Raw genomic sequence first — 18,532 nt, 5'->3', positions numbered from 1 at the left:
CCCGATTCCCCATTCCCGGCTCTTCAATCCTTCGTCACCCGATTGATCTCGGCCAGGCTGGTGATGCCGTTGCGGGCCTTGAGCAAGGCCGACTGGCGCAGGTCCTTGACGCCGATCTTCTGCGCGGCGCTGGCGATGTCCATGGCGTTACCGCCCTGCAGCACGATCGCCGCGATCTCGTCGTTCATCGGCATCACCTGGTAGATGCCGGTGCGGCCCTTGTAGCCCTCGGTGCACTCGTCGCAGCCCACCGCTTCGTACAGTTGGACGCCGGCGGCGATCTCCGCCTCGGTGAAGCCTTCGGCCAGCAAGGCCTTCTCCGGCAATTGGACCGGACGCTTGCAGTTGTTGCACAGGCGCCGCGCCAGGCGCTGGGCGATGACCAGGGTCACCGAACTGGTGATGTTGTAGGGCGCGATGCCCATGTTCATCAGGCGCGCGATGGTCTGCGGCGCGTCGTTGGTGTGCAGGGTGGACAACACCATGTGGCCGGTCTGCGCGGCCTTGATCGCGATCTCGGCGGTCTCCAGGTCGCGGATTTCGCCGACCATGATGATGTCCGGGTCCTGGCGCAAGAACGAGCGCAGCGCCGCCGCGAAGGTCATGCCGCGCTTGTTGTTCTGCTGCACCTGGTTGACCCCGGGCAGGCGGATTTCGACCGGATCCTCGGCGGTGGAGATGTTGCGGGTATCGTCGTTGAGGATGCCCAGCGCGGTGTACAGCGACACCGTCTTGCCCGAGCCGGTGGGGCCGGTGACCAGGACCATGCCGTACGGCTTGTGGATCGCGTCCAGGAACAGCTTCTGCTGCTCCGGCTCGTAGCCGAGCTTGTCGATGCCCAGCTTGGCCGCGCTGCCGTCCAGGATACGCAGCACGATCTTCTCGCCGAACAGCGTGGGCAGGGTGCTGACGCGGAAATCGATCTGCTTGTTCTTGGACAGATTGAGCTTGATGCGGCCGTCCTGCGGGACCCGCTTCTCGGCGATGTCCAGCTGCGCCATCACCTTCAGGCGCGCGGCGATGCGCTGGTTGAGCTTGACCGGCGCCTTGGCCACGCTCTTGAGCAGGCCATCGATGCGCAGGCGCACCCGGTAGTCGTCCTCGTAGGGCTCGAAGTGGATGTCGGACGCGCCGCGGCGGATTGCATCGACCAGCACCTTGTTCACGAACTTGACGACCGGGGTGTCCTCCCCCTTGGCGTCGATGCCGGTGTCGCCACCGCCGCCCATGTCCTCGTCGCCGCCGCCGACATCGAGGTTGTCCATGCCCTCGTCGTCGCCCAAGGCACTGCCGAGCGAGTCGTTGCTGGCCTGCCACTGCTCCAGGGTGCGGCGGATCTGGTCCTCGTCGACCAGGATCGGCTCCACCGTCAGATTGGTGTGGAACTTGATGTCGTCCAGCGCCCGGGTCTGGGTCGGGTTGCTGATGCCGACGAACAGGCGGCCGCCGCGCTTGAACAACGGCAGCACCTGGTACTTCTGCAGCAGTTCCTCGCTGACCAGCTTCATCGCGTTCTGGCTGGCGTCAAAAACCGAGACATCCATCAACGGCATGCCGAACTCCACCGCATTGGCGGCGGCCAGCTGCGCGGCGGTGACCAGCTTCTTCTCGGAGAACCACTGCGGCAGCGGCACCTTGGCCTCGCCCGCCTGGGCCATCGCGGTCCGCGCCGCGGCTTCGTCCAGCACCCCGTCCTGCACGAGGCGGCGGGCGATCCCGGTGATGCCGACAAGGTTTGCAGACGCAAGAATATTCATATGCCACCAAGATACTATAAAAAGATCAAGGATTTAAGCGAAACAAATTTTAAAAGCAAACCGAGAAATAATATGCGCAGCCATTAAAAAGCCCGCTTTAAGCGGGCTTTTTAACGTCAAAGAAATGATTAAAAATCACCTCTACTGCCATTGAATTACGGGCAGGTCGACGGACGCAACTTGGCAGCAACAGTGGTGGAGCAGGTCCATGTACCAGCGACACCGGTGCCTGCGTTATCGGCGGTGCGGGTCCACACAATGTTCTTACCGTTCACCTGGCCATTACCCAGAAGGTTGCAGGTGAGAGTCGTCGCACCACCGACCGCATAGTTCACCGTGATGGAGCTGCAACGCTTGGTCGGGGTGGTCAGACCGAAATCAGCGGGAGTAGTCGACGCAGCACCACCGTCGGAGTTGCGAGTTTCCGCAGCAACTTTTCCAGGGGTAATTTCCGCCAAGCCAGCAGCGACCTGCGACTTAGCCACATAGTCCTGGTACATCGGCAGCGCGATAGCGGCCAAGATGGCGATGATCGCGATCACGATCATCAGTTCGATCAGGGTAAAGCCTTGCTGCTTCTTCATAGTGAACCCCTAGAGTGGATGTTGAAGTTAGGCACTCGCCCGCGGATCATACTCCCCGAGCGCCGCGGCTAAGCGCCACGTGCAGGACAACCCAAGCAGACTGCGTGCCAACTTCCCACGCGCATCTTAATGAACGTCCGCGTGCCACATCATGCCCTAGAGCGACAGCCGAAGCGCAGGGTAGATCCATTATTGCGACCGGATGGCGCATTCGCCCACAAGCGGCACAAAGTGACGCTATGCGTCACCCCGCTGGTTCAGGACCTGTCACCCATCGCGACCATGTCTGTCAGCCACGGCTGGAAACCGATACCATGCTAGACATGTCCGCCCGGGGATGGCTGGATGGGGAGACGACCTGATGTCCGCAACTCGAAGTGCAGTCAAAAAAGAGCCGGTCGCACGCAGCATCAGTCAGCAGGTGCCCTTCGTATGGGAGGGCATTGACAAGCGCGGCATCAAGATGAAGGGCGAGCAAATCGCTAAAAACGCCAACCTGCTGCGTGCCGAGTTGCGCCGCCAGGGAATCACGCCGTCTGTGGTAAAGCCCAAGCCCAAGCCATTGTTCGGCGCAGCCGGCAAGAAGATCAGCCCTAAGGACATCGCTTTCTTCAGCCGACAAATGGCGACAATGATGAAGTCCGGTGTCCCGATCGTGGGTTCGCTGGAGATCATCGCCAGCGGGCATAAGAACCCGCGGATGAAGAAGATGGTCGACCAGATCCGCACCGATATTGAGGGTGGCTCATCACTCTACGAGGCGATCAGCAAGCACCCGGTGCAGTTCGACGAGCTGTATCGCAATTTGGTCAAAGCCGGCGAAGGTGCCGGCGTGCTAGAAACCGTTCTTGAGACGGTGGCGGCCTATAAGGAGAACATCGAGGCACTGAAGGGCAAGATCAAGAAAGCCTTGTTCTATCCTGCCATGGTCATGGCCGTAGCGCTGATTGTCAGCTCCATTCTGCTGGTATGGGTGGTTCCCCAGTTCGAGGATGTGTTCAAGGGCTTCGGCGCGGAACTGCCGGCCTTCACCCAGATGATCGTGGCGGCCTCGCGGTTCATGGTGGCTTACTGGTTGATTCTTCTGCTGGCGATGATCGGCACCATCGGCGGACTCGTCTTTGCCTATAAACGCTCGCCCTCGATGCAACACGCCATGGATAGGCTGATCCTGAAGGTACCAGTCATCGGCCAGATCATGCACAACAGCTCGGTCGCGCGCTTCTCGCGCACCTTGGCGGTGACCTTCCGCGCCGGTGTACCGCTGGTGGAAGCGCTGGATATCGTCGCAGGCGCCACCGGAAATAGCGTCTACGAGACGGCTGTACTGCGCATGCGTGACGACGTGGCGGTCGGCTATCCGGTCAATGTGGCGATGAAGCAGACCAATCTGTTTCCGCACATGGTCATCCAGATGACCGCGATCGGCGAAGAGGCCGGCGCGCTGGACGCGATGCTGTTCAAGGTCGCCGAGTACTTCGAGCAGGAAGTGAACAATGCGGTCGATGCCTTGAGCAGCCTGATCGAGCCGTTGATCATGGTGTTCATCGGCACCATCGTCGGCGGCATGGTCATCGGCATGTACCTGCCGATCTTCAAGCTGGCCTCCGTCGTTGGATAAGCATTAATGGCATTTCTCGATCAACACCCCGGCCTCGGCTTCCCGGCCGCGGCCGGGCTCGGCCTGCTGGTGGGCAGCTTCCTCAACGTGGTCATCCTGCGCATGCCCAGGCGCATGGAATGGCAGTGGAAGCGCGATTCGCGCGAGATCCTGGAGCTGCCGGACATCTACGATCCGCCGCCGCCCGGCATCGTGGTGGAGCCGTCGCACTGCCCGCACTGCAAGCACAAGCTGGCCTGGTTCGAAAACATCCCGCTGTTCAGCTGGCTGGCGCTGCGCGGCAAGTGCCGCTACTGCCATGCGCCGATCTCGCCGCAGTACCCGCTGGTGGAGCTCCTCACCAGCCTGCTGGTGGTCGCCAGTGTGTGGCGCTTCGGCTTCGGCTGGCAGGGCTTCGGCGCGATCGTGTTCAGTTGTTTCCTGGTGGCATTGTCCGGCATCGACCTGCGCACCCGCCTGCTGCCGGACCAGTTGACCCTGCCGCTGATGTGGCTCGGCCTGATCGGCAGCATGGACAACCTGTACATGCCGGCCAAACCCGCCCTGCTCGGCGCTGCGGTCGGCTACTTCTCGCTGTGGTCGGTGTGGTGGCTGTTCAAGCAGATCACCGGCAAGGAAGGCATGGGCCATGGCGATTTCAAGCTGCTGGCCGCGATCGGCGCCTGGTGCGGCCTGAAGGGCATCCTGCCGACCATCCTGATCTCCTCCCTGGTCGGTGCGATCCTGGGTTCGCTGTGGCTGGCGGCCAAGGGCCGCGACCGCGCCACGCCGATCCCGTTCGGCCCCTATCTGGCGATCGCCGGCTGGATCACCTTCTTCTGGGGCACGGAGATCGTGGAGACCTACATGCGCTGGTCGGGACTGCGCTGACGGAGCCCAAGGCTTGACTGATTTCGTCGTCGGCCTGACCGGAGGCGTGGCCTCCGGCAAGAGCGAGCTGAGCCGCCGCTTCGAGGCCAAGGGCATCGCCGTCGCCGATGCCGACCTCGCCGCGCGTGCGGTGGTCGCGCCCGGCCACCCCGCCCTGGCACAGATCGTGGCGCGGTTCGGGCCGCAGATCCTGCAGGACGATGGGCAACTCGACCGCGCCGCCTTGCGCCAGCGGATCTTCGAGGACGCAACGGCACGCCGCGACCTGGAAGCGATCACCCACCCGGCCATTCGCCGGTTGCTGCAGGAACAGTGCCGCGCGGCCGCCGGACCATACGCGATCGCCGCCATCCCGTTGTTGACAGAAGTCGGTGCACGCGCCCGCTATCCCTGGCTCGACCGGATCCTGGTGATCGACGCCCCCGAGGCGCTGCAACACGCGCGCCTGATGCAACGCGACGGCATCACCGCCGACCTGGCGCAGCGCATGCTGGCGGCCCAGGCCACCCGCGTCGAGCGCCTGGCCATCGCCGACGATGTGGTGGTCAACGACGGCGCTGCGACGGCACTGCAGGAAGCGGTAGAGAAGCTGGACGAGCAGTACCGTGCGCTGGCTGCGGCCAAGGCGTCAGCGTCTTTGTAGGTAGGCGCCCTTGTTCCCGCTGGGATCAGCCGCGATCAATCCTTACCGGAGGAACGCCCGGTCGCGGCTGAAGCCGCTCCTACGCGATGGACGAAGCTTCGTCGTCAGCCTCAGGCCGGCTTGAACCACAGTGTCGCCACCACGCCCTTGGTGGCGCCCGGACGCACGTTGACCTGCCAACCATAGAGATCGCAGAGGCGACTGACGATCGATAGGCCGATGCCGCCGCCCTGCGAATGGCCCGCGTGGGTGCCGCGGTAGCCGCGCTGGAACAGCTTGGCCGCGTCCTCCTCGCTCAGACCCGGGCCGGAATCGATCACCTGCACCGCGTCGCTCAGCACCCGCACCACCACCTGCCCTTCCTGGGTGTACTTGACGGCATTGCCGATCAGATTGCCCAGCGCCACCGACAGCGCCGCTTCCGGTGCATCGATGGTGAGGTTGCGCTCGCCTTCCAGCAGCAACTGCAGCGGCTTGCCGCCCAGTTGCGCGCGATGCGACTCGATCAACTGCTCGGCCACCTTGGCGACGTTGCTGTGTCCCTGCCCGCGCTCGTTGCGCGACAGCAGCAGCAGCGACCCGATCAAGTCGCTGCACTGCTGTTCGGCGCGCTGGATGCGCTGCAGGCGCTGCAGCACTTTCTCGTCGAGATTGGGCCGGGTCAGCAGCAGCTCGGTGGCGCCGCGGATCACCGCCAGCGGCGTGCGCAGTTCATGGCTGACGTCGGCATTGAACTCGCGGTCGCGCTGCACCACTTCGGTCAGGCGCGCCGAATAGTCGTCCAGCGCCTCGGCCAGCTGGCCGACCTCGTCGTCGGGGAAGTGCGGCGCCAGCGGCTTGGGATCGCTGCTGCCGCGATAGGCGCGCAGGCGTGCCGCCAGATCCGACACCGGCCGCATCACCCGCGACGCCGACCACCAGCCGATCACCAGCGACAACGCGCTGAACACCAGCACCGACAGGATCAGGGTGCGCTTGAGCTGCACCTCGCCCTGCATGGTCTGGGTCATGTCATAGGCGAGGAAGAACCAGACGTTCGGAGTCTTGCGCACCGCCACCTTGTAGGAGAACGGCTTGCCGGTTTCGTCGCGACCGGACACGTTGTGGATGCCGTCGGAGAAGTTGTACCACTCCGGCTGCTCGCGTCGCAGCGCCTCGAAGCGGTCGCTCTTGACCACCCGGCCGACCATCTGCTGCACCGGCAGGTCCGGGTTCTTCGACGGATCGGAGAAGAACCGGTGCGAGTACTCGTCGATGTTGCGGTTCAGCACCACCTCGACCAGTTGGTTCTCCACGCGTGCCCGCGCCCAGTTGGTGGCGAACGCGAACAGTGCGGTCAGGCCGAAGCCCAACAGCACGAACGAGAGGATGATGCGGCTGCGGAGGCGGCGGCGGTAGCGTCCGCGCCGCCGCACCACACGCGGCAACGCAGGCGCTTCAGGCATCGGGTGCGGCGATGCGGTAGCCGATGCCGTGGCGGGTCTGGATCATCGGCACGTCGAACGGCTTGTCCACCACCGCGCGCAGGCCATGGATATGCACGCGCAGGGAATCGGAATCGGGCAGTTCCTCGCCCCATACGCGGGTTTCCAGTTCCTGCCGGGTCACCACCGCCGGCGCGGCTTCCATCAGCGCCTGCAGGATCTTCAGCGCGGTGGGATTGAGCTGCAGCAGCTTGCCCTGGCGACGCACTTCCAGCGTATCCAGGTTGTATTCCAGATCGCCGGTCTCCAGCACCCGGGTGTGCACGCCCTTGCCGCGGCGCGACAGCGCGTTGAGCCGCACTTCCACTTCCTGCAGCGCGAACGGCTTGATCAGGTAGTCGTCGGCGCCGGAATCGAAGCCGGCGAGCTTGTTGTCCAGCGAATCGCGCGCCGTGAGCATCAGTACCGGCGTCTGCTTGCGCGCTTCGTTGCGCAGCTTGCGGCAGACCTCGATGCCGTCCATGCCGGGCAGATTGAGATCGAGCACGATCGCATCGAACTCGTGCACCACCGCCAGGTGCAGACCGGTGACGCCATCGGCGGCGAAATCGACGGTATGACCGCGATCCTCGAGGTAGTCGCCGAGATTGGCAGCGATGTCACTGTTGTCTTCGATCACTAGAATTCGCACCAACATGTACCCCGTCAGTCGTACTACGTATCAGTAGAGTGCGCCGCGGATGCCGCGCCTCCTCGTCGTCCACGGCGGCACGCCGCCATGGTATTTGCAATGCGTTCCGATGGATGCCCAGGCGAACTTTCGCCCTCGCGATCCACCTGACGATTCGCTGCCTTGGACAGCGCGTCGCCGCTATCAGTTCTCGCTCCAGCCGATCCGCTCGCGAGCTACGGCGCTCGCAAACGGCGCGGCCTGCCATTCGTTCTTCGGCAACGCCTGCGCCAAGCCAGGCTCGCCTGCTTCTTGAACACGTTCACCCGACTCAGATCGCTGCCGAATTGTACTGAGTTGCCGTGCGAACACTTTCTTCACGTTCATGGGCGCCTCACCTTGGCGCCGTGACCGATCCGGGCTCCTGCATTCCGCAGTTCCCCATTGCGTCGCAATGTAGCTGCCGCGCAAACATGCCCGCAAGCGCGACCCCGGCGTCGGCCGGGGTCTGCGATCGCCAACAAATCGCCCAAGAAAAAGACCCAGGCAGCGGAGCTGCCTGGGCCGAAAGTTTTTCTATCCCGATTACCGTTCCTGCTGAGGAGGGCAGAGCTGCGGTCCGGAGAAGCTTACGCAGGGCGGAATTAAACCGGTGTTAAGCCAGAACGAACGGCCAGTAATGCGACTAAGCCCCTGATTTCTTTCGTTTCAGGCAAGCTTCGAGGTGCTCGATGACCTTACCGGCGATATCCAGCCCGCAGACCGTCTCGATGCCTTCCAGGCCCGGCGTGGAGTTGACCTCCAACACCAGCGGCCCGCGCTTGGAGCGAATCAGATCGACGCCGGCCACGCCCAGGCCCAGCGCCTTGGCCGAGCGTACCGCGACCTCCTGCTCGCCACGGCTGGCCGCGGTCTTCTCGGCGGTGCCGCCCAGATGCAGGTTGGAGCGGAAGTCGCCCTCCGGCGCGGTGCGGCGCATCGCCGCCACCACCTGGTTGCCGACCACGAAGCAGCGCAGGTCGGCGCCCTCGGCCTCGCCGATGAACTCCTGCACCAGGAAATTGGCATACAGCCCGCGCAGCGCCTCGACCACGCCGCGCGAGGCGCTGGCCTTCTCGGTCAGGATCACCCCGGTACCCTGGGTGCCCTCGTTCAACTTCACCACGTGCGGCGGCGGGCCGAGCATGGACAGCAGATCGCCGGTGTCGTCCGGGTTGTCGCCGAACACGGTCATCGGCATGTCGATGCCCTTGGCCGCCAGCAGTTGGTGCGCGCGCAGCTTGTCGCGGGCGCGCAGGATCGCGTCGGACGGGTTGGGCGTGCAGACGCCCATCATCTCCAGTTGCCGCAGCACCGCGGTGCCGTAGCGGGTCACCGAATTGCCGATGCGCGGGATCACTGCGTCGTAGCCGGTGATCGGCTTGCCCTTGTAATGCATGGTGAAAGCGCCGGCGGCGATGCGCATGTAGCAGCGCAGCGGGTCCAGCACGCGCACCGTGTGCCCGCGTTCGCGGCCGGCCTCGACCAGGCGCCGGGTCGAGTACAGCTTGGTATTGCGTGACAGGATGGCGAGCTTCATCGAAGGCGGCGGCGGTGGCTGGCCCGGCATCATACGTCGCGCCACCGGCGCCGCGATGCCGCGCGTCGCCGCCGCCCGCGCGGCAAGGCCGGGATCGGCGGTGATCGCCATCACCCACGTTCCGCGTGCTGTCCCACAGCCGACATCGGACCGCCCCGAAACGTTCACAAAACCGTTGCATCGTGGCGGGCGGGCCGCGTACCGGCCCGGTGCCGGCTGCCCGCGCCCCGCGCGGCAGGACCGGAACGTCTCCCCCTCTTGATTGGTGACTTTCGATGACCCCCACTTCCAGATCCTTGCGCCCGCACGCGCTGGTGCTCGCCATCGTGTCCGCCCTGCCGGCCTTCGCCGCGCTGGCCGAGACCGCGCCGGCCGCCGCCACCGCAACCGCCGATGCGGCGGCCAGCGCGAGCGGCAACGATGCCACCATGCTCGACGCGATCACCGTCGTGTCCAGCGGCACCACCCGCCAGGTGCAGCGCATCACCCGTGAGGACATCGGAATCGCCGCCCCCGGCACCAGCGCGCTGAAGGTGCTGGACAAGCTGCCCGGCGTGCAGTTCCAGTCGGCCGACCCGTTCGGCGCCTACGAATGGTCCACCGCGATCAGCCTGCACGGGTTCGACCAGAGCCGCCTCGGCTTCACCCTGGACGGCGTGCCGCTGGGCAACATGAGCTACGGCGTCACCGATGGCCTGCAGGTGACCCGCGCGATCATTTCCGAGAACGTGGCCTCGGTGGAACTGGCGCAGGGCGCCGGCGGCCTGGGCACGCCGTCGAGCAGCAACCTCGGCGGCACCGTGCGCTACTACTCGGCCGATCCGGATGCCGACGCCGGCTTCCGCTTCAGCCAGACCCTCGGCTCCGACAGCACCCGCCGCACTTACCTGCGCGGCGACACCGGCGACATCCACGGCTTCTCGCTGTACACCTCGCTGGTGCACGGCGAAATGGACAAGTGGAAGGGCTACGGCAACAACGAGTACAACCAGGCCAACGCCAAGGCGCTGTACCAGTGGGGCGACGGCAACCGGGTCAGCCTGTACCTGGACAGCTCGCACCGCAAGGAATACGACATCATGGACCTGTCGCTGACCTCGCAGCGGGTCCTCGGCTGGGATTGGGACTACCTGATGCCGGACTGGAACAGCGCGGTGCAGATCGCCAACGCGCTCAACGGCAAGGGCAGCTACCCGGCCAGCCTCAACGGCCTGCCGGCCGACTACGACAAGGCCGACGCGTCCTACTACTCCGGCGCGGGCCTGCGCCGCGACAACCTGGCCGCGCTCAGCGGCACGTTCAACCTCGGCGGCAGCGCCACGCTGAACCTGACCGGCTACTACCACGACAACAACGGCGAAGGCCAGTGGACCACGCCGTACGTCGCGTCCTCGCCCAGCGTGCCGCTGTCGATGCGCACCACCGACTACCGCCTCAACCGCCATGGCGTCACCGGCTCGCTGAACTTCACCGTGGCCGGCAACGAGATCGAGATCGGCGGCTGGTACCAGAACGCCAAGACCGTGCAGGAGCGCAACTACTTCCTGCTCGACGGCCCGTTCACCGATCTGTACTACTTCAACAAGAACGGCACCCTGTTCGCGCGCGGCTTCGCCCAGCACTACGATACCGACACGACCATGGTCTACGCGCAGGACACGCTGCGCCTGATGGACGAGCGCCTGACCCTGAACTTCGGCGCCAAGAAGCTGATCGTCGACACCACCGCGCAGTCGCAGGTGCCGTCCGCGTCCAATGCCGCCGGCGAGATCAAGGCCGACTCGGACCTGCTGCCGCAGGTCGGCATCAACTACAAGATCGACGATCACCAGGAGGTCTACGCCTCCTACAACAAGAACATGGCCGGCTTCGGCTTCACCCCGTTCCAGGAATCGCAGGCCGCGTTCAATGCGATCAAGGGCTCGCTGGAGCCGGAGACCGCGCAGACCTACGAACTGGGTTACCGCGTGCGCGGCGCCGGCGTGGAAGCGTCGCTGGCCCTGTACCACACCACCTTCGACGACCGCCTGCTGGTGACCTCGCCGTGCAGCGCGATCCAGACCTGCTCGGCCACGCTCAACAACGTCGGTTCGGTGCGTAGCCAGGGTGCCGACCTGGCGGTGATCTGGCGTCCGATCGAACAGCTGCGCTGGCTGAACTCGCTGTCCTATGACGACTCGACCTACCAGGACGACTACCTCAACGGCGGCGTGGTGGCGACCTCCGGCAAGCGCGTGGTCGGCATCCCCGAGTGGATGTTCTCCAGCAGCCTGGCCTACGAAAACGCCGGCTGGCACGCCTCGCTGGACGGCAAGTACACCGGCCGCCGCTACATCAGCTACCTCAACGACTCGTCGGTGCCCAGCTACTGGCGCTTCGACCTCAGCGCCGGCTACGACTTCGGCCAGGTCGGCATGTTCCAGAACCTGGGCCTGAGCGCGAACGTCACCAACCTGTTCGACAAGCGCTATTTCGCCACCGTCGGCACCAACGGCTACGTCGTCTCCGACCCCAACGGCTACAACCAGACGCTGATGGCCGGTGCGCCGCGCCAGTTCTTCGTCACCTTCAGCGGCAAGTTCTGAGCCGACGCGACACTGCCAGGGAAGGCATCACGCGCCGCCGCTGCTCTTGCAGCGGCGGCGTTTGCGTTTTGGGAGCGAGGCGAACTTGCAGTGCACGGGGATGGCCATGCGGCATTGGCCGTCGTTTCAGAATCGCATGCGCTCGAAAGGATCGCGACTGAATCTGCCGCCACCGCCGGCGCATCGCCGGGCGTCATGCGCACCTGCTGGCAGCGACGTCGAAGGCCGTCCCCATCCTTGTGGGAGGGACTTCAGTCCCGACTGCAACAGGGTCAAAGCGCCAATGGCCTCGCTTAGTGAACCCGGATCACAGTGACTTCTACAGCGGCCACATTACCTATGGGACCTGCTCAAGCAGTGTCCGTGCTCAGCCAGAAACCTGGTCACGCATCGGAGCGCCAGTGCAGCCACTACGCGTCGACCGCGCGGCCGATCGCCGGATCGCTCATGCTCGGTCGGCCGGTCTCGATGTGCCCGGCCAGGCGCCGCCGCCACTGCGGCAAAGTCGCGCTGTCGATGGTCAGGTCATACCAGTGGTGCTGCGCCTGCAACGGCAGACGCAGGACGGTGCGATCACCGGCAGCCAGCGTGATCGCCTGCTCGCCACCATCGCCGCGATACCCGTCGCGCACGCGCAACGCGCAGGGCTGCTCACCGGCATTGACCAGCGTCAGCAGCAAGCATTGCGCGGCAGCATCGTAGTCGGCCTCTGCCTGCAGACCGGCATCGCCGATCCCGTCGCCATGGAACTCGCGCAGGAACCCGTTGGGGCCATGCACGCGCAACGCGTAGCCGGCATCGGCGGCAGCGCCGCGCCAGGGGCGCGCATCCTGCAGCTCGCTGCCGGCGGCCAGCGTGTAGAACCAGGGCCCGGCCACACCCTCGTCGGCATAGGCATTGAGCGCAACGCCGGCCGTGCCGCGGTTGCGCATGCGCAACACGCGCGCATCCGCCTGCACCTCTAGCCGCACATCGAAATCGTAGGGCAGCGCGCGTGCCGGGCGCTGCCCGGGTTCCTGCACCGGCAGCGCCTGCTGGGCAGGGCGCTGTGGCGGCGGCAGCGTCGCGGTGGCATCGATGCGGGCGATGTAGTCGCGGGTGTCCGGCAAGGCCACCGGCGCCGGATCGTGGCCGACGAAGTCCAGCGTGGAGGTCAGATCGCCGGCAACCGCGCGGCGCCAGGGATTGATGTTCGGCTCCATCACGCCGAAACGCTGCTCCAGGAAGCGCAGCACCGAGGTGTGGTCGAACACCTGCGAGTTCACCCAGCCGCCGCGGCTCCACGGCGACACCACCAGCATCGGCACCCGCGGCCCCAGCCCGACCGGCACGCCGTGATAGTCCTCGCCATGCAGGTCCACGTTGCTGGCGCCCAGCTCCGGCCGGATCGCCGGCAACGCCGGCGGCACATGGTCGAAGAAGCCGTCGTTCTCGTCGTAGTTGATCAGGAACACCGTCTTCGACCAGACCTCCGGCGAAGCGGCCAGCACCTCCAGCAGCCGCGCGCTCAAGGATTCGCCATAGGCCGGGGTGGCCTCGGGGTGCTCGCTGAGCAGGTACGGCGCGACGATCCACGACACCTGCTGCAGCGTGCCGGCGCGCACGTCGCGCTCGAACGCGGCCACCAGGTGTTCGCCGCGCGAGGCCTTGGCGTTGTCGGCGGTGGAGCCAGGCACGATGGCGCGGCCCCGGCGGTACAACGGCGACGCGCGGTCCAGCTTGCGAAAGTTGGCGAAGTACGGATGGCTGTTGTCGCCGTAGTTGTCGAACTCCTGATAGACCTGCCAACTGATGCCAGCCTGCTGCAGGCGCTCGGAGTAGGTGCTCCAGGTGTAGCCGGGAAAGCGCGGATTGTCGCGCGCCATGTCCGCGGTCCAGTTGCCGTCGTCGCGGTTGTTCACCGCCTGCTCGCCGTCGTTGCCGACGCTCAGGCCGCTGGTGCCGGTGAACATGTACATGCGGTTGGGATTGGTCGGACCGAACAGCGAGGCGTGGTAGCCGTCGCAAAGAGTGAAGGCATCGGCCAGCGCGTAGTAGAACGGCAGGTCCTCGCGCTGGAAGTGGCCCATGCTCATCGCGCTCTTCTGCGCGATCCAGGCATCGTGGTGCTTCCAGGTCTCGTGCGAGCCCTTCCAGTCGTGGTTAAGATCCTTCATCCACTGCGCGCTGCTGGTCTGGCTGTTGAGCCGGAACGGCAATACATAGCGGTCGCTGCCCTTGCGCTCGGGCTGGTACCAGACCGGCTTGCCGCTGGGCAGCCGCAGCGGCCGCGGATCGCCATAGCCGCGCACCCCGCGCAGGCAGCCGAAGTAATGATCGAAGGAGCGGTTCTCCTGCATCAGGATCACCACATGCTGCACGTCCTGCAGCGTGCCGGTGACCCGCGCCGGCGGCACCGCCAGCGCACTGCGGATGACGCCCGGCAACAGCGGCATGGTCGCGCCAGCCCCAAGGACCATGGACGTGCGGGTGAGAAAACGACGACGACTGTGATCGACCACGAGAAGCAACACCGGCAACGAGCGAACGCTCAGGCGTTTGCCAGCCTAGCGCTGGTCGATGAAGCGGGTTTGACAGTGCGCCGGCGGCTGTCTCGGCTGGCTCGCGACCGCTCAGCGCTGGTTCGACAAGACAATGAGAGAAAGGGGCCATGACCACCCTGATCCTTACCCGCCATGGGCATGTCGACTGGATTGCACCCGAGCGGTTCCGCGGGCGTGCGGAACTGCCGCTATCGCAGCTTGGCGAACTGCAGGCCGCAGCCTTGGCGACGCGCGTCGCGCAAAGCTGGACACCGCACGCGATCTACACCAGTCCGCTGTCGCGGTGCGTGCGGACCGGTGCAGCGATCGCGCAAGCGACCGGCGTGCCGACCAGAACCCTGGACGACCTGTCCGACATCCATTACGGCCAGTGGCAGGGACTGACGCACGAAGAGGTGGCTGCGCGCTGGCCCGACATCGCACGGACCTGGTTTGCGATGCCGGACCTGGCGGTGATTCCAGGGGGCGAAACGCTGGCAGATGTCCTGGTTCGCGCCATGCGGGTTCTACAGAACATCCTGCACCATCACAGCGGCCAGACCGTGGTCCTCGTCGGCCACGACAGCATCAATCGGGTGCTTCTGCTGCAATGCCTAGGACTTCCGCTGAGGCGCTATTGGCGCATCAAGCAGGAGCCGTGCTGCGTGAATCAAATCGTGATCGAAGAAAATGACTTCACCCTCTATCGCCTCAACGAAACCCATCACACGCTCGGGCTTCGCGCCTAGTGCAGTCCAATGCGCTTGTTTCCGGCCTTGGAAGGCACTGTCGTGCATGTGACTGCGAAGGCCTGCTCTGAGCAGAGCGCAACCAGACACCCGGAAAAGCTCAAAGTTCTGATCATTTCAACAGTTATTTTTGGCTGGGCCACCGAAAAATCCCAGTTCGATCCAGAGCGCCAAGGCGCGCACAGCAATTTCTAGCGAGTGACTGTCTTCGTATTTGCCCAAGCGCAGCGCTGCCAATGACTGGACGCCGGGCGGCATCATGATCGCCGCTTTCTTCTCGCCCTTCACTCTCTTCTTAACGACCAAGCTAAAATACATCAAAGGCCAGTATCGAATGGTCGGCCACATATACGTCAAGTATATTCTAGTGAGGGATGAAGGCTCCATCTGCGCCGAAAACTTGGCACCGTCGTTTCCTACCCCAGAAAAGTGAAGCATCCCATCCTTCTCGCCGGCAACAGATAGCCCAACTTTCGCAAAGGCGTCTCTCGCCACCTCATTGAATATTTGCTTGCGCGCAACAATCGCTTCGCCTCCCTTCAAATCGATGGCCGCTCCACGCGTGACGATGCAGAGATTTTCAACCTCCTGCTCGACGCTTTCTTGATATGCCGGCAGATGCACAGAGAGCATCTGTCCGAGTTGCTCAGGAAAGAACCGCACGAACAAATCACGCTTTCGCAAGAAATCGAGAATAGGATCATCCAAGATAAGCTCAATGGCCTTACCAACCTCTTCTCGAGAGGTGGCATTCCACTCCGCGAGTCGGACGCCAAGCTCACTCTCACGCTCCTTAGCGGCAACAAAGAATTCTGGAAAGGACTGATTTTTGATGAACCTTTGATAGCTATCAGACCCAAAAACTGCGATCGCCAGAGACATCTCGCCCTGGATACTTGAAAACCCCCGCCCGACGAAAATCTCGTCTATCGAGGCCAGATTCATATTCTCGCTTGAAATTTGCAAAATGAAGTTCACTCTTGTCTTGCCGGAGACAACCGATTTCCGAATGTGGTCAAGACGCACCAAAGCGATACATCTTTCATGCCCCTCAAAGCGCGCTCCACATCTCAACCCACGCGATAGTCCGCCAAGCCCGACCTATAGAAAATCAAGCCAGTAACTTGGATGGTTCCAAGATACTCGCCTTGGTCGAAAAGACGTAGCGTGCGCCGACCATGGGCTTCAGATCAGCGTGAACAAAGAAGCGCGCATACAGGCCAGCCGAGCGCGAAATGATCAGAGGCTTGGGCAAGATTGATACCTCGATTGATACCTCGGAGGGCATCGCTCGGAATCATCAATCGGCCTGAATCTTCAACTCAATCAATCACTTGCAGACTGAGTTGGAATCGTGGAGCGGGCGATGGGAATCGAACCCACGTCAGTAGCTTGGGAAGCTACAGCTCTACCATTGAGCTACGCCCGCGTTGCCGGTGCAGTCTATGCGCTGGGCCGGGGGTTGCGCAAGAAATCGGCGCAATGCGGCTGCAGCGCGCGGGCGATCCCGGCACTCCCAGCAGCGCGCCCTGGAAATGCAGAAGGGCTTCAGTCCCGACGGCTCGAGATCAGAGGCGTCGGAGCTGAAGCCCCTCCCACAACTGGCATCCAATGCCGTTGGTTTACGTCACCCCATCTGCCCCACCCTGCCCGGCACACAGCCGGGCAAGGCAGGCAACGTCGGGCAGTGCTTAGAAGCTGCCGCCGAAGTTCACGAACAGCGAGGTGTCGTGCGCGCGCGACTGGCCGGTGGTGGTGGCGAGGCCGACGTTGCTCTCGAAGCCCCACAGCTTGGTCCGCGCGCCCAGCACCACCGACGCGTAGTTACGGTCGAAGTTGATGCCCGGCACCGCGTACTCGCCCAGGTCGGACATGGTCTGCAGCCACGCGGTGGCTTCCTGGTTCTTCTTGAACTCGTGGTCGTAGGTGGCCTGCAGGTACGGCTTCACCGTGCCGGCATCGATGCTGGCCTTCCAGCCGATGCGGCCGACCATCGACTCGACGTCGCGGTCGCTGTAGCCCAGCGCGCTGGAGTTCGGGTTGCTCTCGGTGTAGCCGTCGAGCTTGACCTTCTGCCAGATCGCCGCGGCCACCGGGCCGTGCTTGAAGCTGCCTTCGCCGAACTCGTAGCCGCCCTGCAGCGCCGCGGTCAGGTTGCTGCCGTCCGGCGAGCCCTTGTGCTCGATGGTGGCCGGGCCGAGGTTGACCTTGCGGGTGACGTCGTAGCTCAGCCAGGTGTAGCTGACCTGGGCGTTGACCCAGGCATGCTCGCCGTACCAGCCGGCGAAGCCACCGAGGGTGCTGTCGTCCTGGGTATAGTCGCCGCCGCGGTTGCCGAAGTCGGCATCGGTGCGACCGAAGCCGCCGAAGCCGCCGAACACCCACTCGCCACGCGACCAGTCCACGCCGAACAGACCAGCCGGGGCCATGCCGTCGTACAGGTCGCCGTGCTGGTAGCGCTGCATGTCGCCGCGCAGGTTGCCCCACCAGCGCACGCCGTCCGCTTCCGGGCGGCCATCGACGTGCCAGGCGACCTGGTCGGCGCGCGAGCGGCCGACCATCTGCGCCGAGTGCGTCAGGATCTGCTGGGTGCGCGGGCCTTCCAGGATCGACAGCGCGTACTGCGCCAGCAGTTCGTGGGTGCGGCCGGTCGGGTGCACGCCGTCGGCGAACACGTAGGTGTCGGCGGCATCGGCGCTGACGTAGCTGGTCGGGTTGCAGGTCAGCGACTGCGCGGTGATCTGCGGCTGGCAGGCGGTGCCGGTGACGTTGGTGAAGCCGTAGGCGCCCGGGTTGGCCACCACTTCCTGCAGCAGGTGGAAGGTATCGACCGGGATCACCCGCAGCCCGGCACTCTTGAGGCCGGAGAACAGCGCGGTGTTGTAGGCGGTGGCGAGTGCGGTGCCCTGCGCCATCGCCGCGGCGCCGCCGGCGCGGAAGCGCGGGGTGATGCCGACGTCGGGCAGGTTGTTGACCATGACGTAGCGCGCACCGGCGTTCTGCAGGCTGGCGACGATGCCCACTTCGGCGGTCACGGCATTGCCGATGGTGGCCTGCACCGGCGCACCGCCGGCGATGGCGAACAGGTCGTTGGCACCGCCCCACACCGAATACAGCGCGTTCGGGTCGGCCTTGCCGCCGTTGGCGGCCAGGTAGTTGCTGGCCTGGGTGGCCAGCGACGGTGCCACGCCCAGCGCGCTCGGGTTGGCCACGCCGACACGGGCATTGCCGGCGGCATAGTCGTCGCCGATCTGGCCGTTGCCGTTGGCGGCGGCGTTGGTGCCGTAGTACTCGGCCACGTACTGCGCCCAGACGAAGTCGGGGTTGGTGGTGAACTGGCCGGTCACCGCACGCACCGAGGCCGGCAGCAGCGGACGGTAGTAGCCCGCGTCGGTCAGGCTGTCGCCGAAGAACACGGTGCGGCTGTAGGTGGACTGCGCGAACGCAGGCGCGGCGGCGAGCACGATCGCGGCGGCGAGCAGCGAGCGGAGCGGACGGATGGACGAAGTCATGGAAGCCCTCCCGGGC

The 18,532-nt window shown here is 64.7% G+C and carries 14 protein-coding genes and 1 tRNA gene; 5 read left to right on the top strand and 10 right to left on the bottom strand.

Annotation, left to right across the window (positions count from 1 at the left end):
• Positions 1–23 precede the first annotated feature (23 nt).
• Both pilB and CEK69_RS01005 read right to left on the bottom strand, forming a co-directional pair.
• Positions 24–1,757: a type IV-A pilus assembly ATPase PilB gene (gene pilB / locus CEK69_RS01010; protein ID WP_152243267.1), complete on the bottom strand. Its 1,734-nt coding sequence runs from the start codon at positions 1,755–1,757 to the stop codon at positions 24–26.
• A gap of 155 nt (positions 1,758–1,912) precedes the next feature.
• Positions 1,913–2,341, bottom strand: a complete 429-nt coding sequence (locus CEK69_RS01005) for a pilin (RefSeq protein ID WP_152243265.1) — start codon at positions 2,339–2,341, stop codon at positions 1,913–1,915.
• A 361-nt stretch (positions 2,342–2,702) separates the two neighbouring features.
• Between CEK69_RS01005 and CEK69_RS01000 the strand changes: the two genes are divergently transcribed.
• From CEK69_RS01000 to coaE, 3 genes are read left to right on the top strand one after another with little or no spacing between them, the layout of a single operon-like run.
• The gene (locus CEK69_RS01000; RefSeq protein WP_152243263.1) at positions 2,703–3,962 is read left to right on the top strand and encodes a type II secretion system F family protein; all 1,260 of its coding nucleotides are present in this window, start codon (positions 2,703–2,705) and stop codon (positions 3,960–3,962) included.
• A gap of 6 nt (positions 3,963–3,968) precedes the next feature.
• A complete protein-coding gene (locus CEK69_RS00995) occupies positions 3,969–4,832 on the top strand; it encodes an A24 family peptidase (protein ID WP_017910397.1) in 864 nt (287 codons plus the stop codon).
• A 13-nt stretch (positions 4,833–4,845) separates the two neighbouring features.
• Complete coding sequence (coaE, locus tag CEK69_RS00990) at positions 4,846–5,475, top strand: dephospho-CoA kinase (protein ID WP_152243262.1); 630 nt, start codon at positions 4,846–4,848, stop codon at positions 5,473–5,475.
• A 110-nt stretch (positions 5,476–5,585) separates the two neighbouring features.
• On the opposite strand, the gene CEK69_RS00985 is transcribed toward coaE, so the two are convergent.
• The 4 genes from CEK69_RS00985 to rimK form a co-directional block, all read right to left on the bottom strand.
• Positions 5,586–6,920, bottom strand: a complete 1,335-nt coding sequence (locus CEK69_RS00985; protein ID WP_148828478.1) for a HAMP domain-containing sensor histidine kinase — start codon at positions 6,918–6,920, stop codon at positions 5,586–5,588.
• On the bottom strand, positions 6,913–7,590 hold the full coding sequence (locus tag CEK69_RS00980) for a response regulator transcription factor (protein WP_010340533.1): 678 nt from the start codon (positions 7,588–7,590) through the stop codon (positions 6,913–6,915). The genes CEK69_RS00985 and CEK69_RS00980 overlap by 8 nt, the downstream gene beginning before the upstream one ends.
• A 183-nt stretch (positions 7,591–7,773) precedes the next feature.
• On the bottom strand, positions 7,774–7,956 hold the full coding sequence (locus CEK69_RS00975; protein ID WP_152243260.1) for a hypothetical protein: 183 nt from the start codon (positions 7,954–7,956) through the stop codon (positions 7,774–7,776).
• Positions 7,957–8,254: 298 nt separating this feature from the next.
• The gene (gene rimK / locus CEK69_RS00970; RefSeq protein WP_026143298.1) at positions 8,255–9,148 is read right to left on the bottom strand and encodes a 30S ribosomal protein S6--L-glutamate ligase; all 894 of its coding nucleotides are present in this window, start codon (positions 9,146–9,148) and stop codon (positions 8,255–8,257) included.
• Between the two features lie 275 nt (positions 9,149–9,423).
• On the opposite strand from rimK, the gene CEK69_RS00965 reads away from it, so the two are divergent.
• Positions 9,424–11,733 carry a TonB-dependent receptor gene (locus CEK69_RS00965; RefSeq protein ID WP_026143299.1) on the top strand — a complete coding sequence of 770 codons (2,310 nt, stop codon included), beginning with the start codon at positions 9,424–9,426 and terminating at the stop codon, positions 11,731–11,733.
• Positions 11,734–12,143: 410 nt separating this feature from the next.
• Here CEK69_RS00965 and CEK69_RS00960 read toward each other — a convergent pair whose 3' ends face one another.
• Positions 12,144–14,192, bottom strand: a complete 2,049-nt coding sequence (locus CEK69_RS00960) for a phospholipase C, phosphocholine-specific (RefSeq protein WP_193313849.1) — start codon at positions 14,190–14,192, stop codon at positions 12,144–12,146.
• A 191-nt stretch (positions 14,193–14,383) separates the two neighbouring features.
• Here CEK69_RS00960 and CEK69_RS00955 point away from each other — a divergent pair, with 191 nt between their 5' ends.
• Positions 14,384–15,004 carry a histidine phosphatase family protein gene (locus CEK69_RS00955; protein WP_152243256.1) on the top strand — a complete coding sequence of 207 codons (621 nt, stop codon included), beginning with the start codon at positions 14,384–14,386 and terminating at the stop codon, positions 15,002–15,004.
• A gap of 117 nt (positions 15,005–15,121) precedes the next feature.
• On the opposite strand, the gene CEK69_RS00950 is transcribed toward CEK69_RS00955, so the two are convergent.
• The 3 genes from CEK69_RS00950 to CEK69_RS00940 all read right to left on the bottom strand — a co-directional run bounded on the left by CEK69_RS00950 (position 15,122) and on the right by CEK69_RS00940 (position 18,516).
• Positions 15,122–15,982: a hypothetical protein gene (locus CEK69_RS00950; RefSeq protein WP_152243254.1), complete on the bottom strand. Its 861-nt coding sequence runs from the start codon at positions 15,980–15,982 to the stop codon at positions 15,122–15,124.
• A gap of 377 nt (positions 15,983–16,359) precedes the next feature.
• Positions 16,360–16,433: transfer RNA gene (locus CEK69_RS00945), tRNA-Gly, on the bottom strand.
• A 262-nt stretch (positions 16,434–16,695) separates the two neighbouring features.
• Positions 16,696–18,516, bottom strand: a complete 1,821-nt coding sequence (locus CEK69_RS00940) for an autotransporter domain-containing esterase (RefSeq protein WP_017910408.1) — start codon at positions 18,514–18,516, stop codon at positions 16,696–16,698.
• Between the last annotated feature and the right edge of the window lie 16 nt (positions 18,517–18,532).

The sequence above is a fragment of the Xanthomonas sp. LMG 12462 genome (genome assembly GCF_009192885.1).
Lineage (GTDB): Bacteria > Pseudomonadota > Gammaproteobacteria > Xanthomonadales > Xanthomonadaceae > Xanthomonas_A > Xanthomonas_A sontii.
This window is presented reverse-complemented; position numbering and strand designations above follow the sequence as displayed.

Excerpts from the sequence above, each read along its gene's own strand:
- CEK69_RS00955 (WP_152243256.1), top strand. The coding sequence starts at position 14,384 with ATGACCACCCTGATCCTTACCCGCCATGGGCATGTCGACTGGATTGCA.
- CEK69_RS00940 (WP_017910408.1), bottom strand. The coding sequence starts at position 18,516 with ATGACTTCGTCCATCCGTCCGCTCCGCTCGCTGCTCGCCGCCGCGATC.
- rimK (WP_026143298.1), bottom strand. The coding sequence starts at position 9,148 with ATGAAGCTCGCCATCCTGTCACGCAATACCAAGCTGTACTCGACCCGG.
- CEK69_RS01005 (WP_152243265.1), bottom strand. The coding sequence starts at position 2,341 with ATGAAGAAGCAGCAAGGCTTTACCCTGATCGAACTGATGATCGTGATC.
- CEK69_RS00975 (WP_152243260.1), bottom strand. The coding sequence starts at position 7,956 with ATGAACGTGAAGAAAGTGTTCGCACGGCAACTCAGTACAATTCGGCAG.
- CEK69_RS00995 (WP_017910397.1), top strand. The coding sequence starts at position 3,969 with ATGGCATTTCTCGATCAACACCCCGGCCTCGGCTTCCCGGCCGCGGCC.
- CEK69_RS00965 (WP_026143299.1), top strand. The coding sequence starts at position 9,424 with ATGACCCCCACTTCCAGATCCTTGCGCCCGCACGCGCTGGTGCTCGCC.
- CEK69_RS01000 (WP_152243263.1), top strand. The coding sequence starts at position 2,703 with ATGTCCGCAACTCGAAGTGCAGTCAAAAAAGAGCCGGTCGCACGCAGC.
- CEK69_RS00960 (WP_193313849.1), bottom strand. The coding sequence starts at position 14,192 with ATGGTCCTTGGGGCTGGCGCGACCATGCCGCTGTTGCCGGGCGTCATC.
- pilB (WP_152243267.1), bottom strand. The coding sequence starts at position 1,757 with ATGAATATTCTTGCGTCTGCAAACCTTGTCGGCATCACCGGGATCGCC.
- CEK69_RS00985 (WP_148828478.1), bottom strand. The coding sequence starts at position 6,920 with ATGCCTGAAGCGCCTGCGTTGCCGCGTGTGGTGCGGCGGCGCGGACGC.